Source organism: Vibrio hepatarius (genome assembly GCF_018860525.1).
GTDB lineage: Bacteria > Pseudomonadota > Gammaproteobacteria > Enterobacterales > Vibrionaceae > Vibrio > Vibrio hepatarius_B.
Map to the genome: position 1 here is coordinate 87,520 of NZ_JAHKPM010000070.1, position 16,172 is coordinate 103,691.

Consider the following 16,172-nt stretch of genomic DNA (forward strand, 5'->3'; position numbering starts at 1 on the left):
ATGCAGAAAAGTCCTTTCCGGTTACCTCGTAAAACGCCTTTTGGTATTGGTGAAAGTATGGTGGAGTGGGCGACAGGTCTGTCGACTTTAGATGCTTTATATACGCAAGATGAGTTACCTGAAGATAGCTTCGATTTTATGCACGAAGCCCTAAGGCGCATCGGCACGCAATATCGCGTTGATTATGGCAGTCTTGATAGTATATCTAAGAAAGGGCCGTTGCTCATAGTCGCTAATCATCCATTTGGAGGAATCGAAGGGGTTATTCTTGCAGCACTAATTTCAAAGGTGCGTAAAGACGTCAAGGTGCTTGCCAATGAACTTCTAAAACGAATTCCTGAACTGGATGACCTTTTTATTGGTGTTGATGTGTTTGGTGGTAAGCAAGCCAGGCTAACAAATAGTAAAGCTATAAAATCAGCGAATAAGCATTTGAAGCAAGGAGGAGTTCTGATCCTTTTCCCAGCAGGTGAGGTATCTGCTTGGCAGTCCCATGAGAATAAGGTAACCGATAAAGTTTGGAGTAAATCGGTTGCTAAGTTTGTAAAGTACTCAGAGGCGACGACAGTTCCGATCTTTATCAATGGGAGAAATAGCAAATTATTTTATCAGGCGGGCAGAATTCATCCGCTACTTAGAACGGCTTTATTGGGACGAGAGTTACTAAACAAAGCAGGACAAACCATTTCAGTGTCAGTGGGTAATGCTATACCATTTTCAGAACTTAAAGGTTTTGAGAAAGAAAGTGATATTACCCAATATTTGCGCCTCAATACTTATTTAATGGGTAGTATGGGTGGCGTGTCGACAGTGAATGAACCTATGGTGGATATAGGATTAGCTATAATAGACCCCATAGAACCCCACTTTTTGCAAAATGAATTGACTCAGATCCAACAGTATAAACTTATAGAGCAGGGGGAGTTTGAAGTGTACTGTGCTCCCACAGCGGCTATTCCGTACATGATGAAAGAAATAGGACGAGTTAGAGAGCAAAGCTTTCGTGAAGTGGGTGAAGGTAGTGGCTTAGCTTGTGATATCGATAATTATGATCCTCATTATCACCAATTATTTGTTTGGCACAAAAAAAACCAAGACTTGGTAGGGGCTTATCGACTTGGACTCGTTGATGAATTAATGGCAAATGGTGGATTAGAACAGCTCTATTCAACCAGCTTATTTAACTATGACCTCGCTTTTCTACAAACATTAGGACAATCTATTGAAGTTGGGCGCTCGGTCGTTTCTAAGCAATATCAACGTAACATACATTCGCTGTTATTATTGTGGAAAGGAATTGCTAAATTCATCCAGCGCCATCCTCAATATACGCATTTGTTTGGTCCTGTAAGTATTAGCAATGATTATAGCCCAGTGGCAAGACAGCTTATTGCCTCTGTCATGTCAATTCATTACTACGATGAGGAAAAAGCCAAATTAGTGTCTCCGACTACACCGCTCAAAGAAAGTGGTCAGGAATTCTGGCGTCCAGATATGTTGAGTTCTCTTGCCGACTTACCTTTACTCTCGAAAGTGCTGGACCGGTTAGATCAAGGAATGGGAGTGCCAGTACTACTAAGACAGTACCTTGGATTACATGGTAAATTAGTATGTTTCAACGTCGATCCGGCATTTAACTTTGCATTAGATGGGCTTATCGTTGTGGATTTAACCACAGTGCCTGTTAATACCCTTGGAAAATACATGGGGCGCGAAGAAGCAAAAGTATACCTTACCCAACATCAAGAAAAGAAAAAGTCTGATATTGAATGAAACGTTTTTCCCTATCGTTAACGATAGGGAAATATTATAGAATTTGTTTTAGTATTTTGAGAACGCCATCTTCGTAATTACTGGGCGCAGTAAATCTTGCTATCTGCTTGATTTTATTGTGAGCGTTGCCCATTGCGTAAGAATAGTAACTTTCTTCAAGCATTTCTAAATCATTCAAATAATCACCAAAACTCATTGTTTGTTGATGGGTAAACCCGAGTGTTTGCTGAAGATATTTGATGGCGGCCCCTTTGGATGCATTAATATTCATCACATCCAGCCATATTTTGGCACTGACAACAACTTGATGTGTGGTACCAAAGTGAGAGTTTATAGTTGGGAATACGCACTCTTGGGTACCATTAAAGTGACAAATCGCGACTTTGATAAACTCATCTTTTACGTTCAGTAGATCGTCGACACTTTGGCAGCGGTGATAATAGTGAGATATTTCCTCGATAGCTTGAGGATCTTGAGTTTCAATATAGGCTGAGCGTTTACCACATAACACAACATGCGCACCTGTGATCTCTCTTGCTAGTTCTATTATATCTTTAATTGAGTCAGCACCAATGGTACAACAATATAGTTCCCTATCTTGGTACATTACTAGAGTGCCATTTTCCGCGATAAACACTATACGGTCTTTGATTGGGTAAAAAGTCTCTCTGAGGCTGTAATACTGGCGTCCTGAAGCCGCAGCAAAAGTAATGTTTTTTTGTTCAAGTTGTGAAAAGATCTCGAAAAACTCTGGGTTGAGATCACCGTTTTCGTTTAAAAGAGTGCCATCCATATCGGAAGCAACGAATTTAATATCCATAAGCGACATACAAGGTTTACCTAAAGTTTACTAATTGCCAACCCTGAGAGGGCGTCGGCTACATATAGAAAGTAAATTACAGTAACTAGAGATAATCGCAAGTTTGTTAATAAAATCGAGAATTTTTTAGAGACGTTTAAATGCAAAAACGAACAAAATGCATTTCTAGATCGATATCGATATCTAATTCCATGTGATACTTTTTTCTTACAACGCTCTCAACTGCGGCTATCCAGAACATCATTGCTGCCGTATTTTGTTTCAAAACTCTAATTTGCCATTGTCCACGATACTTTGATGTCAGTTTATGAAAAACTTGTTTACCAACTCCCTGACCTTTGAATTTCCTCAATATAAAAAATTGTTCGATGTCCCAAGTGTTTTTGCACTGAGGGTACCTTCTTAAGAGTGCAAAGCCGGCGATTTCATTCTCTATATAAATAAAATAAGGTATGTGATCCTCTTGATTCCAATAGGAAGTTAAAGTATTTTTATCAAAGATAAATTGACCATTTTCAGGAATACTCCAACCCATAAACTCTGTCATATCATAAACATAGTAAGAAAAGAGGTTTTCCAATACACTTTGTTGGCTTTGCCGTATTTCTCTAAGTTCAATATCCATTAGGCGGTAGTATCCAAGGTTAATGGGTAAAATTGTCCTGATATACTTACTTCGCTCATAGTACAAAGTAACACCCCAGGTTGATTGTTATCAGAGCTGGCTATTAGTTTACCGTTTAGATCCCAAATACTATTGTTGCCACATGTTTCCCATCCTCCCGTCGTGGAAATATGATTACACAATAAGGTAGGTATTTGATGGCGAAACGCTATATTAGATAAGATCTCTGCATCATGTTGATAACCTGAAGGGGAGATAAGAGCACTGGCAATATACACATCAGCCGCCTTTTTTATAGCGCGTTTGGAATGTTCGGGCTCAGAGAAATCAGCGCACACAGCAAGTGCGATTTTATGTTCACCAATAGTGAATTGATAGTCTTTCTCTCCTGGTAAGCAATATTGTTCTTCGCCGTCATGCAAGTATTGTTTAGAGTAAAATTCGATGTTACCGCAAGGAAAACAAATCACTGCCCCAATCTGCGGCTTTGAACTTTGTGTGGCTAGAGGACAACCTGCAATTACAATGATGTCATTGTTTTTTGAAGCTTTAGATAAATCTTTAAATATGCGGTCAGATGGCTTTAATGCGTTCTCATTTGCTATATCGAGTTCATAGCCAGTTAAGGATAGCTCTGGAAAAACGATGAGTTGTGCTCCCAAGAATGCTGAGTGTTCAATATGAGTTAGATGGTGATCCAGATTAGATTGAAATCCACCCCGTGTAACTGGGCATTGGGATAGAGCAATTGTTAGAATGGGTTGCATTATTCTTCGCAAATGTAGATTGTGATCAAAAGGTTGACTTAAAGCCACTCTAAATCTTTATATGGCTGAGCTCGTAAGCTGTCTAAGCGTGTATTTAAATTACCGCAGTGGATCTCCAATTTATGCCCATCAGGGTCGAGAAGATAGGCCGATAGCCCTTCGCTGCAATTTTTTTTCCACAGTTTAATACTACTCTTATCAAGTCTCTGGCACAGTGCTGAAAAATTCTCCTCTTCAACATTAAATGCGATATGGCTGTAATCTTTGCTCGGATGAGGCTTATCACATGAGAGACACAACCATAAATCACCAGCTGACAAGTATGCACCCTTTGCCCACTTTACTTTACCTTTGAAGCCAAGGACTTGAATGTAAAATGCGAGGGATACTTCTAAGTCATTAACAGCAAGAGTAAGATGATTAAGACCTGAGACCATATTTATTACCTGATAATCAATTTTGATTTATCTTGTCGATAGACTAATCATGCAGCCTAGATACCTGAACCGCTGCGTCATATGGGCTTCATGCTTAGTGTATATTCCAGACATGATAAATTCCAAATCGCCATTACTAAGGTTATGATAATAATATAAAATAATGATGTTTAATAGAGGCGCATATGAGAAATAGGTACACTGCGCCTAATCGATGGTTATGTCAAAGACGCCTAGGTTCAGCCCTTTTCAACAATGCCTTCACCAGTTCGTCCAATTACGGCAGAGCCAATCCCCATAATGGCATTGACACCTTGTACTGTTGCCGCTTGCATAGTAATTTGTCCTTGCTGCTGAGCTGTTGTTGCATTGTGTGCAGCATTAGATAGAGCGTGCGAGGTAGACATCAGCAAGTTGCCCATCGCCATTGCTGGGGCTTCGCCAACGACTTTAGTATTAACTTGAGTAACAGAATCGGTGATCTGTGGGTTTACGATTGTTGCTGCGGTATCTGACATCGGTTAGTTCCTCTTAAAATATTTAATGACAGTTAGAAATTGGGCCCATGTTGTCCGAAAATTAGGCCCAATGGTATTGCTTGGTACTAATTAACCTTTCTCAATAATTTCTTCGCTTGTCCGACCAATCACAGCAGAACCTACGCTCATAAGAGAGTTAATTCCTTGGACAGTAGCTGCTTGCATCGTGATCTGACCTTGCTGCTGTGCCGTCGTCGCATTATGAGCTGCATTAGACAACGAATGTGACGTTGCCATAAGCAAGTTACCCATAGCCATAGCAGGTGTTTCACCAACGACTTTGGTGTTCACTTGTGTAACTGAATCTGTGATTTGAGCGTTTACTGTTGTTGCTGCTGTATCTGACATGGATGTATCCTTTATAAAGTTTTGGGTAGTTGTTTTAAAATAGTTAACTAACAGCAGGAACATCTACGGACTGTTTTGCTGCTTTAGTATCCAATATTTCATTAACGTATTAACGTATTAACGTATTAACGTTTGACTTAGTTGATGTTCTCTTTTGCTTTAGTTCCAAGTTCAGAGAAGTTGTTAATTGCTTGCGTGACGACCTCACCCGCTTTATCAATACCATCCAAATATTTTGGATCACCAGTTTCAATAAATTGTCCTAATGCTACGCCTATCGCTGTTGTGCCAATAGATGATAGGTTTCTGAGGTTGTCTGTTGCATCAGATAAAGCCATCGCCGATGATTGTGCGATTGATTGTGTTGCCGTATTTTTTGCGCTTTCAATGGGCTTTGGTGGTTCATTCATTGTTACTTGCCTCTAAGATAGGGGAGAGTTATTTTTCCAAAATAGCTTCTGCGGCTTTTGAAATAGATGCTGTACCAATCGTATTAATCGCATTGATACCTTGGGTGGTTGCTGCCTGCATTAACATTTGACCCTGCTGCTGGGCTGCTGTGGCATTATGGTTACTATTACTTACTGCTGTGTTGGTCGCCATGATGAAGTTGCTCATCGCCATTGCAGGAGTCTCTGCAACCGTTTTTGTATTGGTTTGAGTAACAGAGTCGGTTATCTGTTCACATACTGAATCTGGCATAATCTTGCTCCGTTTTTTAAAATAAATTTAAATTGTTTGAGTTAAGTGCTTTTTGAGTAAAAAGAAGTTTTCCCACTCTTTATTTACTATTGCATAGTCTTCAAATAAACCTATTTTTTTGAAGTTAATTGAGGTTAAAAGCTTTAATGACTTTTTATTATTTGTCATACAATATGCAGTGACACATCTAATTTTCTGATACTTAGCCATCCACCCTAGCACCTTTATAATTGATGATTTCATTATTCCTTTATTTTGATATCGTTTATCAATTGAATAACTAATGTTGCAAGAATAATTAGGGTATTTCTTTATATCACTGATATTTATCAATCCAATTATTTCATTTTTGATCTTTATCGTGAATGAAAAAAACTTAGCTAAGTTATAATCCTTTATGATAGATGATATATATTTTTGCCAACTTGATTGTATTTCAATGTTCTCATTGGTTCTGGGTTCCCATTTTTTAAGGTATTCATTATTTCTCTTGTAATATTCAGTGATCGGTTTACTATCCGATACAGACAGTAATGATATCGAAAAATCATTACCATCAATACTAAAAAAGTCGATGAACATAGTACTAACCTAACTTTGTTTTCGAACTGAATCTCTAAAATCACCTATGTTTGAACCTTCGTATTTTCTATATATTTTTCCAAAATGACTTAAATCATAGAAACCAACTTGAATAGCGACATTTGTTAGGGTAACCCTAGGGTTATGAGTTATGATTTCTCTTGCTTTATTTAGTCTAAGAATGAATAGGACCTTTTTAAATTTAGTGTTCAATTTAGTCCTAAATAAATATGACAGATGAGAAGGGCTGACATATGCTGACTTTGCAACCTCCTCTAATGTAATGTCATTTGATAAGTTCTTGTATATATATGATACCGCAAGATATAGAGATGTATGATACTTCTTTAAATGCTCAATATCTTCTTCAGTGCTTAATATCTGCTTGAGCTGTTGCTCATCATCACAGGTTTCATCATATCCGACTGTATACGTATTTTGCTCTACAGGTATGTAAATATTAAAAAAATCGTCACTTAGAAATATATCGACTAAACCTTTTTTAATCGAGGTATCATTGAACGGGAAAATGACTTTTATAGACTTATCATCATTATCCCTTCTAATAAGTTTGAGGATCTGATCGTAGTCGCTTTCTTCAAAAAATTCTAAACCATTGATAAAAAGTGTAAGCTTATCTTTAGATTTTAATAATAGCTTGAGTTTATTAATGATATTTTTTACATCACTATCTCCCTCAACAACTATAAACTTACCATAATCATTTTCACCATTAAGGTGGAAGTTCTCAACGTGAAGCTTTGTCAGTTTTTCATCTCTACAGTAAATGCTTATTAATTTGTTCTTGGATTGCTGAGCCATATGAATATGTTTATTCAATATTGAGTTAGGGCAATTTTTCATTTCATTTATGATTCCGTTGTTTATCATGATCAACTCCGATGAAGTAACTTTGATAAAATTTTCACATTAATATTCTCCGAATTATTGTCAATTTTGACTAACATTAGGTAAATATTAGCTAATTATCCGTTTGTTTATTTTTTAATTATTAAACTAGATTGAAATAAATCCTTGGTCCTGGCCCACAAAACGTTGCACTTAATAAATGCCCATATCCAAGTTCACATTTGAAGTCACAGTGATTCAAAACTTGGGTTACGACCACACTATTTGGTCATTATTTACATTATGAATGTTAATTATTTTAATCATATATATATGTCGATATTGTTTGTTGATGGTAAAATAGGATTTAATAATGAATTAAATGATAAAAATACATCTAATATTATGTTTTTAAATTTTAATTCTAATAGTTTTTATCAAATTCAAAGTCACTATTAATGTATGGAATTTGGTATTCTTCATCTAAGTTTTCGATGCTTTCAAAGTGCTCAATATCTATAATCCAATCTGAGATATCTTCTTCTATAAATAAGTTTACCCCTTCAATTTTTATAGACTTAATTTCAGATTCAGGATCTTCATTGTTGTTCATTTTTCAATTCCTAATAATGCGAAGTTAAATATTTATATTTTTAATATGAAAATTTTAAATAAAAGAAATTTTTTTGATAGTAAAAAGAAGCTAAGTTTATATAAAACCCATTCATGTGAAAATCTAATAATTAAAATTTGGTTGTTTATTACAAGATTGACATTGGTCTCTATGATTTAATTATAAAACATCTTTAAAGGAGTTTATTTCGTGAATAATAATATAAAGTTAACACAAATCGAGTTACTGGGAGTTCCTGATCAATCAGAAGGCGCTGATGAAGGCTTAACCTTGTCTATCCTCACACAGTGTGAAAGGTTTCAAGCAGAAACCTTATGCAGAAATCTACGAACGAACGGATACCCCAAAGCGGAAGTTATTTATGATATTAAGAAAACGGGTTTTGGTCTTATGGATGCCGAGGTTTATGAAAATGAATATCAGCCAGTGAAGATTAAAAAGTGTATTGAAAACTTAACTCGTGGTGTGGAGATTTTTGTTGTTGATAGGAACCTAGGGTTTGATCAGGATCTACCCGTCTTTGATAGTGAAGATGATGGTAAATTGAATTTTACTAAGATTGGTAAAGAAACGAGTTGGATCCTATCTTCTGACAAGTTTGTGATAGGCGAGGGGTATCGATCTTGTCCAGAAACGATTACGTATAAAAAGACGTGTCCTGATGAACGTCGAGTAAGGACTTTGAGTTATTGTAAAAATGACAATAATGCAATAATTACCTCTATTTTAACCGCTGCATACATTACCAGGTTTAATCCTAGAGCATTAAGAGATGCGATGTATGAAAATCCTTTATCGGAGGAGCATGCTGAAACTGAGTTGGCGAATTTGATTCTTCATTTTAAGGCTAAGTACCAAGGTGCAACTACTAGAGATATTCCAGATGTAGATTTCTATTGATGGAGTGTGTTGAAGCTTGAATAGCTTGATACAAAATAAATGGACTTCTTCTACTTTTCAGTCAATCTACCCCTATGAACCAAGTTCTCATTGAATGATTCCTAGTGAAAATTTAGTGAGAACTTTTTCCATGCAAAGAATATTGCATTATCTTATCAAAATACCCTGTAGTTCAAAAAATAATCAAACCACTTTCAGACATAAAGTTAATATTATCTTTATTGAGATTATTAAATAAACATTTAATTTTTTGCCTTTTTGTATAAGTTTTTAATTGTTTTTGACTATCTTGATTTTATCGATGGAGATAATATTACCACAAGAAAAGAGAGACGGGGTTTTCTTTTGGATAGCTCTAGAAATTTTAAAGGAATATATATAGAGACAAGAATATTATTAGTTATTTCACTAGTTATTAATTTTTTAATTATTATTTTAATACTCTTTTATTTTATGAGTGATAGTGAAGGAATTTTTAAAGGTAGTAGTTTTTATTTATCAGTTAATAATAGTGATGATGCTAATGATAGTGGCAGTCGAGGAATTAGGAACAATAATCCCCTAAATATAAGAAATTCATTTAAAAACAATTGGTTAGGCGAGTCCGGGGAGAAGGTGGATCCAGACTTTGAAGAGTTTGTTAGCGTTGAGTTTGGCTTTAGAGCTGGATATAAGACACTCATGACATACCGAGATAAATATAAAATTAAAACTATCGAAGGCATAATAAAAAGGTTTTCCCCACCTAATGAAAATAATACTGAAAATATAATAAAAAAAATATCAGAAATGACTGGAATACCAAGAAGTGAAACTATCGATAATGATGAATATATAATTTTAATACAGAAAATGGCAGTTATTGAGTCGGGTCACTTATTCGATATTGAAGTGATTAAAAAAGGAATAAATATTAAGTAGTTAAATTTACAAAAATTGTTAATTATAAATGTATATACATTTAATAAAAATTATCAGCACCATGAAATAGTAACTGAATGAAAATATGAGGACATAAAATGTCAGACTCTGCTGCAACCGTAAATGCCCAAGTTACAGATTCTATTACACAAGTGAACACAAAAGTGGTTGGAGATACTCCCGCTATGGCAATGAGTAACTTGTTGATGTCTACGTCACATGCGTTGGGCGCTACGGCACATAATGTCACCACTTCTCAACAGCAATGGCAGATCACGATGCAAGCAGCAACGGTCCAGGGAGTGAACTCATTGGTGAGCGTAAGTTCAGCGGCACTTGGTCTTGCGAGTGAAACGGTTCTTGAAAAGAATTAACTCGTTCTCGGTTTAATAATCATCTTAATCAAAGGAGGTAGAAAACTATGTCTGATGCAATAGCAGCAATGAATGCTCAGATGACGGACTCCGTCACTCAAGTAAATACACAGGTGATTGGCGATGCACCAGCGATGGCAATGGGAAACCTTTTGCTATCAACTTCTCACGCTTTGAGCACTGGTTCTCATAACGTGACGGCAGCTCAGCAGTATGGTCAAACGACGATGCATGCAGCAACAGTTCAGGGGGTTAATTCTCTGATAAGTGTTGGTTCATCAGCTATTGGTAGAACTGGCGAAGAAATAATCGAAAGCAATTAATAACGTTATTTTCATAACAATACTATTAAATCAAAGAGGGAATAGAGTATGTCAGATACAGCAGCAACTACGGTAAATGCACAAATAACTGATTCAGTAACCCAAGTGAACACCAAAGTCGTTGGTGAAACACCAGCAATGGCAATGGGTAACTTGCTCATGTCAACTTCTCACGCTCTAAGCACTGGTGCTCACAACGCTACCTCAGCTCAGCAACAGGGACAAATTACTATGCATGCAGCGACTGTCCAAGGCGTGAACTCTCTAATGAGCGTTGGTTCTGCAGTAATTGGTCGTACAAGCGAAGAAATTATCGAGAAAGGTTAATAGCCAATCTGAAACATCTAATCATTTATTTAACTAAGTAAAAAAGGAAATTAATTATGTCAGATACAGCCGCAACAATCGTTAATCCACAAATAACAGACTCTGTGACTCAAGTTAACACAAAAGTCGTAGGTGAAACACCAGCAATGGCAATGGGTAACCTGCTTATTTCTACATCTCATGCTTTAAGTGCTGGCGCACACAACGCAACATCTGCTCAACAGCAAGGGCAAATCACTATGCATGCAGCTACAGTGCAAGGTGTTAACTCTCTAATGAGCGTAGGCTCTGCTGTTATCGGCCGCACAAGTGAAGAGATCATCGAGAAAAAATAATAATCAATATTTCAATTAATACATTCAGTAAAGGAAAAGACTTATGTCAGATGCAGCATCAGCAGTAAATGCACAAATTACAGACTCAGTAACACAAGTTAACACTAAAGTTGTGGGTGAAACACCAGCAATGGCAATGGGTAACTTGCTCATGTCAACTTCTCACGCTTTAAGCACTGGTGCACACAACGCGACTTCTGCCCAGCAGCAAGGTCAAATCACTATGCACGCTGCAACCGTTCAAGGCGTTAACTCTCTAATGAGTGTAGGTTCGGCTGTTATCGGTCGCACAAGTGAAGAAATTATCGAGAAAAACTAACAGCTTTTAATTAAATCAATACTCAATTAAATCAGTAAAGGAAACGACTTATGTCAGATACAGCATCTGCGGTAAACGCACAAATTACAGACTCTGTAACTCAAGTTAACACTAAAGTTGTGGGTGAAACACCAGCAATGGCAATGGGTAACTTACTTATGTCAACTTCTCACGCTTTGAGTAATGCGGCACATAACGCGACATCTTCTCAGCAGCAGGGACAAATTACTATGCAGGCAGCAACCGTTCAAGGTGTTAATTCACTGATGAGCGTAGGCTCAGCAGTTATCGGTCGTTCAAGTGAAGAAGTCATTGAAAAGAAATAATTAGTTGAAGTAAACAAAGAGGAATCAAAATATGTCAGATACGGCACCAACTACAGTTAACGGTCAAATCACCGATTCTGTTACTCAAGTTAATACAAAAGTTGTGGGTGAAACACCAGCAATGGCAATGGGTAACCTATTGGTTTCTACATCGCATGCTTTAAGCACTGGCGCACACAATGTGACGTCGGCTCAGCAGCAAGGTCAAATCACCATGCATGCAGCAACAGTTCAGGGCATTAATTCACTAATGAGTGTTGGCTCTGCAGCCATAGGCCGCACAAGCGAAGAAATTATCGAGAAAGGCTAATAATTAGCGAAAAAGTAAATTGAACAATAAATAAGAGAGGAAAAAAATATGTCAGATACAGCAGCAACTCAAGTTAATGGACAAGTTACAGATTCTGTTACTCAAGTTAACACAAAAGTAGTTGGCGAAACACCTGCAATGGCGATGGGCAACTTACTAGTCTCAACTTCACATGCTCTAAGTACTGGTGCACATAATGTAACATCAGCTCAGCAACAAGGTCAGATCACTATGCATGCTGCTACCATACAAGGTTTCAATGCACTAATGTCAGTGGGTGGATCAATTGTTGGGCGAACTGCTGAAGGAATTATTGAGAAGCGTTAATCTCATAGTAATAAGTAAGCAAAAGATTTTATGATAGGTAAAATATAGCCATTATATTATTAATATAGTGGCTATATTAATAGAAGAAATAAGGTCAAATAATGTATATAAGATGGTTGGACTTAATAATTTTATGTTGGATTCTACTGTTAACCGTCCCTCATATATCTAGAATGATAGGGTAAAATATGTAAGTGAGGACTATGGACATAAGAGAGCTAATAATATCTGATATAAGAAAATTGCTTTGGTTTGTATTTGATAGCGAAATTCTTACACTAGAAAAAAAGGAAGATCTTAATATTGATCTTAGTGAAATTGAAAACATAGACAATTTAGAAATAGATGATCTATTTTCTCTGAGGGATAAATTACTAGAACTAACAAAAGAGCATTCTATGGAACAAATATCTAATAGATATTATATGGCTTCTATTGAATCTCATAAGTTATTGAGTTTGTTTTTAAAGATATTTCTATTCTTACTGATTTCTTTTATCATTATGCTGATATATCTACACCATAATGATATTATATCGGTATCTGTTGATGAAGGAAATCTCATTAACTTCACATACACTAAAGGTTATTACTTATTTAAGGAATATATTAATCCTTATATATTTGCATTGATGTCAGTTTTGTTACGTATAGTTTTTCTTTTGAATGGTTGTATTCTTACTTATAATAGCGCTAGGATTAAAAGAAATAAATATATAATTTACTCTGTTGTATGGCCTCCAATTGTCGTCCTTATGTCAAAATCAATAAATATTGAAAGTATTCCTGTTCAGTTTCTATGTATAATATTAGGGTGGGGTGTAGAAACATTTATAAAAACCATTGAAAAGTCGGCTATTATTTTTGAAAAGCAAGTTTCTAAAAAAATATTGAGCATATTAAATGTAATTAATGGGTTTTCCAGTAAATGACAGATGAATCAGTTTGGGGTGTGACTAGTTTAGATAAGTAATTTTAGCTTTCAGCTAGGAAGCTTATAGTTCAAGGTGTTTTGTGTTTGTGCTAAAGAACACAAACACTCTATCTAGTACATATGTATCATAAACTGATGTATATGATATCGGCTGTTTTCTAACTAGGTTCCAAGGTGGAGGAACTCGAACTCGGTTGTTGGCCAACATGAGGGTTGTTCCAGTTGGGGTTAAGTAGGGATACCAGTTCGTGGTCTTCCCAGTGTTTGTTGATTAAGAGGTAGTCCTTTGCAAATCCATTTGATTTGAACTCAAGATGATTTAGAACGGCTTTACTTCTAGCATTCTTGGGCATAACTGAAGCCGATATCCTGTGTATATTTTGTACTTGAAACATATAATTAACAGCGATACGCAAAGCTTTGGTCATTATCCCCCTACCTTGTACACTTTTACTTAATGAATAGTCTAATTTACAGCAATGGAATGGAAAACGACAGATATTGCTAAAAGATATAGTGCCAATCATTTTAGCAGATTGGCGATCTAGGATAATAAAATAGACCAATGACCCATTTTTACTTAGTTCATCAAATTTATAAAGTATTTGGTGCCATCCTTGTGTTGTAAAAAAGTTTTCATCTCTTTCAGGCTCCCACTTTGCTAAGTGGGCTTTATTTAGTAGATAATAATTAGTAATTTCTTCAACATCTGATGGTCTTGCGGTCCTAATGATGATGTCGCCTTCATATAGCTCTACATTATGTAAAAAATTTATTTTTTTCATTTCTATTATACCCTGTTATTTAAGTAAATATACTTTTGCTATTATAAAAATCATGATGAATATATTAGATAAGGTAAGTATTTTGTAACAGATAAAAAACACTTAACTTCAGGTAATTTATAGCCTTATTGATGAGTACTAAATCATTCATATTTTTTATTTGTTATTATTTAATTATAATCTCCCCTTATTTTTAATAACTGATATGAAAATAGTACTTTTCATGATGAATAAAACTGAAAAAACAATGCTTATCTGACTGATTTAGATAAATTAATTTTCATATGATGTCAGTGGACAGAAGGGCTGTAGCCAATTTATATCTTTGAAATTAGGGGCTTTAAAAATCGTTTTTATATGAAAAAAAAGAAGAATTAATTATGAGGTTTTCGAAAAATATTTTTATATATTTTTGAAATTTTATAACCTTTCTATTCTTTTTACTCTTGAAATAAATTAGGTTAACAAAATATTATTATAAGAAAATCAGTGAGTAAGGATAATGAGTAGAAAGCTTAAAGCATGCTTTAGAGCATATCGTTGCTTTCATAAGGCAATTGAAAAAACGGGGTATTTATCATTGTCATCTATTGTTGAGAGCCAATACTATTACCCGAGAGATTATCCACTTCAGCCCAAAAGAAATGAAGTTCTATTGGATACTGATATGAATAACTATGTACCTATGAGTAAAAGAGATAAAGGTATTTTAATATCACGATTTAAAAAACCATAATCGACTGTAAAACTAATATGGTGATACTAGCGTGAATGAGTGGAATGAAATTTGATTAATCAGTCAGAGTCTAGTGAGTTTCTTCTGATTTTTATTAAAGGGTTTACATTTTTGTCGCATAGGTCTTCTAATCTAGAATGAACTTGTGGAAAACACTCTATCTGCTTATCTTTACTCATCTGGTTGTACGTATCTACGATTTTATCAAGCAAGTTGAAAATGTCTTCTTCCAGCTGTAAATCACTTTTTAGAACTGGGTTATACTTATATGTGACAGTCTTTTTTCTTATGGGACCCAAACGAGTAGTGCGTCGAATAATACGATATTTAATGTCTTCCATTTGTTACCTTTTGAATAAATCAGAAAATAAAGAATCGTTTCTTTTGCTTTGCTACTAATGATGCTTCAGCGTTTTTCTGGCGGCATTCTATTGATAGAGAAACGATTTTTTCATAGTTTTTAATCGCATTTTCAATCAATTGGTTAGATTCTGCTATTGTAGTGATGCATGTAACTTTATCGCCTCCTTCCAGCAGTTTTGCCATAGCAACACCAGACGCAGTATTACAGATATCAGTGACATTACGTATATTGTCGACAGCATCTTGAATAGCTATCGATGTTGCTTGATCGATGTAGTTATTCTGTTCATCTGCCATTAGGCTTATGCGCTATTCAAGATGCTCAAACCATATTATGAGCGTGAAAAGAAGCTAGCTATTCCGCCTTTTTTCTTTTTCTCTCTTTCACGCTGCGCACTAATACCAAAATCATCACTTACGCTTCCTTTTTGTGTTGAGGCTTGAGGAATGGCAAGTAACCGTGCACATGCATTGGTAACTGACGCTGATGTAGTGACCTGAGACTGCTGTTGGTTCGCAACCAAGTTATGCATTGTTAAACCAATCGTTTCAGTTAGGGTAGTTTCTGCTATTGACGTAGGTTGTTCAGAAAACTTCTGCAACGTCGTATAATCTTGATTAGACATATGGCTTCCTATATTTGTAAATATGTGTATGAACAGAGAAGTATAATATCTAATGTAAAGATGTTTTATTATTATAAAATAATCAATATTTAGTAATATCTAGCTAATATGATAAGCAATACCAAATTTTATCTAATAGTTTTTATTATAAATTGCTTAGGAACCATAATTATTTAATATGACAATGGTA

The 16,172-nt window shown here is 35.6% G+C and carries 27 protein-coding genes; 13 read left to right on the plus strand and 14 right to left on the minus strand.

Going from position 1 to position 16,172, the window contains the following annotated elements:
* Complete coding sequence (locus KO511_RS21845) at positions 1 to 1,773, plus strand: lysophospholipid acyltransferase family protein (RefSeq protein ID WP_215989494.1); 1,773 nt, start codon at positions 1 to 3, stop codon at positions 1,771 to 1,773.
* 34 nt (positions 1,774 to 1,807) lie between these two features.
* On the opposite strand, the gene KO511_RS21850 is transcribed toward KO511_RS21845, so the two are convergent.
* The 11 genes from KO511_RS21850 to KO511_RS21900 all read right to left on the minus strand — a co-directional run bounded on the left by KO511_RS21850 (position 1,808) and on the right by KO511_RS21900 (position 8,055).
* Positions 1,808 to 2,602: a Cof-type HAD-IIB family hydrolase gene (locus tag KO511_RS21850; protein WP_215989495.1), complete on the minus strand. Its 795-nt coding sequence runs from the start codon at positions 2,600 to 2,602 to the stop codon at positions 1,808 to 1,810.
* Positions 2,603 to 2,729: 127 nt separating this feature from the next.
* Entirely contained in the window at positions 2,730 to 3,218 is a 489-nt protein-coding gene (locus tag KO511_RS21855; RefSeq protein WP_215989496.1) for a GNAT family N-acetyltransferase, read from the minus strand.
* Positions 3,218 to 3,985, minus strand: coding sequence for a carbon-nitrogen hydrolase family protein (locus tag KO511_RS21860; RefSeq protein WP_215989497.1), 768 nt, complete (start codon positions 3,983 to 3,985; stop codon positions 3,218 to 3,220). The genes KO511_RS21855 and KO511_RS21860 overlap by 1 nt, the downstream gene beginning before the upstream one ends.
* Positions 3,986 to 4,023: 38 nt before the next feature.
* Positions 4,024 to 4,422 carry a fosfomycin resistance glutathione transferase gene (gene fos, locus KO511_RS21865; RefSeq protein WP_215989498.1) on the minus strand — a complete coding sequence of 133 codons (399 nt, stop codon included), beginning with the start codon at positions 4,420 to 4,422 and terminating at the stop codon, positions 4,024 to 4,026.
* Positions 4,423 to 4,661: 239 nt separating this feature from the next.
* A complete protein-coding gene (locus KO511_RS21870) occupies positions 4,662 to 4,940 on the minus strand; it encodes a RebB family R body protein (RefSeq protein ID WP_125323110.1) in 279 nt (92 codons plus the stop codon).
* A gap of 90 nt (positions 4,941 to 5,030) precedes the next feature.
* Entirely contained in the window at positions 5,031 to 5,309 is a 279-nt protein-coding gene (locus KO511_RS21875) for a RebB family R body protein (protein ID WP_215989499.1), read from the minus strand.
* Between the two features lie 137 nt (positions 5,310 to 5,446).
* Positions 5,447 to 5,719: a hypothetical protein gene (locus KO511_RS21880; RefSeq protein ID WP_125323112.1), complete on the minus strand. Its 273-nt coding sequence runs from the start codon at positions 5,717 to 5,719 to the stop codon at positions 5,447 to 5,449.
* A 28-nt stretch (positions 5,720 to 5,747) separates the two neighbouring features.
* Positions 5,748 to 6,011, minus strand: a complete 264-nt coding sequence (locus KO511_RS21885) for a RebB family R body protein (RefSeq protein ID WP_215989500.1) — start codon at positions 6,009 to 6,011, stop codon at positions 5,748 to 5,750.
* Positions 6,012 to 6,038: 27 nt separating this feature from the next.
* Complete coding sequence (locus KO511_RS21890) at positions 6,039 to 6,593, minus strand: GNAT family N-acetyltransferase (RefSeq protein ID WP_215989501.1); 555 nt, start codon at positions 6,591 to 6,593, stop codon at positions 6,039 to 6,041.
* Between the two features lie 9 nt (positions 6,594 to 6,602).
* Positions 6,603 to 7,484 (minus strand): helix-turn-helix domain-containing protein, encoded by an 882-nt coding sequence (locus tag KO511_RS21895; RefSeq protein ID WP_215989502.1) that lies wholly within the window; start codon positions 7,482 to 7,484, stop codon positions 6,603 to 6,605.
* Positions 7,485 to 7,866: 382 nt separating this feature from the next.
* Positions 7,867 to 8,055: a hypothetical protein gene (locus tag KO511_RS21900; protein ID WP_215989503.1), complete on the minus strand. Its 189-nt coding sequence runs from the start codon at positions 8,053 to 8,055 to the stop codon at positions 7,867 to 7,869.
* Positions 8,056 to 8,265: 210 nt separating this feature from the next.
* On the opposite strand from KO511_RS21900, the gene KO511_RS21905 reads away from it, so the two are divergent.
* The 11 genes from KO511_RS21905 to KO511_RS21955 all read left to right on the plus strand — a co-directional run bounded on the left by KO511_RS21905 (position 8,266) and on the right by KO511_RS21955 (position 13,470).
* Positions 8,266 to 8,976: a hypothetical protein gene (locus tag KO511_RS21905; RefSeq protein WP_215989504.1), complete on the plus strand. Its 711-nt coding sequence runs from the start codon at positions 8,266 to 8,268 to the stop codon at positions 8,974 to 8,976.
* 345 nt (positions 8,977 to 9,321) lie between these two features.
* The gene (locus tag KO511_RS21910) at positions 9,322 to 9,897 is read left to right on the plus strand and encodes a structural protein P5 (RefSeq protein ID WP_252724508.1); all 576 of its coding nucleotides are present in this window, start codon (positions 9,322 to 9,324) and stop codon (positions 9,895 to 9,897) included.
* A gap of 98 nt (positions 9,898 to 9,995) precedes the next feature.
* Positions 9,996 to 10,271, plus strand: coding sequence for a RebB family R body protein (locus KO511_RS21915; protein ID WP_215989505.1), 276 nt, complete (start codon positions 9,996 to 9,998; stop codon positions 10,269 to 10,271).
* A 47-nt stretch (positions 10,272 to 10,318) separates the two neighbouring features.
* Positions 10,319 to 10,594 (plus strand): RebB family R body protein, encoded by a 276-nt coding sequence (locus KO511_RS21920; RefSeq protein WP_215989506.1) that lies wholly within the window; start codon positions 10,319 to 10,321, stop codon positions 10,592 to 10,594.
* 48 nt (positions 10,595 to 10,642) lie between these two features.
* Complete coding sequence (locus KO511_RS21925) at positions 10,643 to 10,921, plus strand: RebB family R body protein (protein ID WP_215989507.1); 279 nt, start codon at positions 10,643 to 10,645, stop codon at positions 10,919 to 10,921.
* A 56-nt stretch (positions 10,922 to 10,977) separates the two neighbouring features.
* Positions 10,978 to 11,256 carry a RebB family R body protein gene (locus tag KO511_RS21930; RefSeq protein ID WP_215989508.1) on the plus strand — a complete coding sequence of 93 codons (279 nt, stop codon included), beginning with the start codon at positions 10,978 to 10,980 and terminating at the stop codon, positions 11,254 to 11,256.
* Between the two features lie 43 nt (positions 11,257 to 11,299).
* The gene (locus KO511_RS21935; protein WP_215989509.1) at positions 11,300 to 11,575 is read left to right on the plus strand and encodes a RebB family R body protein; all 276 of its coding nucleotides are present in this window, start codon (positions 11,300 to 11,302) and stop codon (positions 11,573 to 11,575) included.
* A gap of 50 nt (positions 11,576 to 11,625) precedes the next feature.
* Positions 11,626 to 11,901: a RebB family R body protein gene (locus tag KO511_RS21940; RefSeq protein ID WP_215989510.1), complete on the plus strand. Its 276-nt coding sequence runs from the start codon at positions 11,626 to 11,628 to the stop codon at positions 11,899 to 11,901.
* A 31-nt stretch (positions 11,902 to 11,932) separates the two neighbouring features.
* Entirely contained in the window at positions 11,933 to 12,211 is a 279-nt protein-coding gene (locus tag KO511_RS21945; protein ID WP_215989511.1) for a RebB family R body protein, read from the plus strand.
* A gap of 48 nt (positions 12,212 to 12,259) precedes the next feature.
* Positions 12,260 to 12,538, plus strand: a complete 279-nt coding sequence (locus KO511_RS21950; protein ID WP_125323424.1) for a RebB family R body protein — start codon at positions 12,260 to 12,262, stop codon at positions 12,536 to 12,538.
* Positions 12,539 to 12,741: 203 nt separating this feature from the next.
* Positions 12,742 to 13,470, plus strand: coding sequence for a hypothetical protein (locus KO511_RS21955; RefSeq protein WP_215989512.1), 729 nt, complete (start codon positions 12,742 to 12,744; stop codon positions 13,468 to 13,470).
* A gap of 160 nt (positions 13,471 to 13,630) precedes the next feature.
* Here KO511_RS21955 and KO511_RS21960 read toward each other — a convergent pair whose 3' ends face one another.
* Positions 13,631 to 14,257, minus strand: a complete 627-nt coding sequence (locus KO511_RS21960; RefSeq protein ID WP_215989513.1) for a GNAT family N-acetyltransferase — start codon at positions 14,255 to 14,257, stop codon at positions 13,631 to 13,633.
* Positions 14,258 to 14,759: 502 nt separating this feature from the next.
* Between KO511_RS21960 and KO511_RS21965 the strand changes: the two genes are divergently transcribed.
* Positions 14,760 to 14,993 (plus strand): hypothetical protein, encoded by a 234-nt coding sequence (locus KO511_RS21965; protein WP_215989514.1) that lies wholly within the window; start codon positions 14,760 to 14,762, stop codon positions 14,991 to 14,993.
* Between the two features lie 360 nt (positions 14,994 to 15,353).
* Here the strand turns inward: KO511_RS21965 and KO511_RS21970 are convergent, their stop codons facing one another.
* Positions 15,354 to 15,653: a hypothetical protein gene (locus tag KO511_RS21970; RefSeq protein ID WP_215989515.1), complete on the minus strand. Its 300-nt coding sequence runs from the start codon at positions 15,651 to 15,653 to the stop codon at positions 15,354 to 15,356.
* A gap of 35 nt (positions 15,654 to 15,688) precedes the next feature.
* Positions 15,689 to 15,982 carry a RebB family R body protein gene (locus tag KO511_RS21975; protein ID WP_215989516.1) on the minus strand — a complete coding sequence of 98 codons (294 nt, stop codon included), beginning with the start codon at positions 15,980 to 15,982 and terminating at the stop codon, positions 15,689 to 15,691.
* Positions 15,983 to 16,172 lie beyond the last annotated feature (190 nt).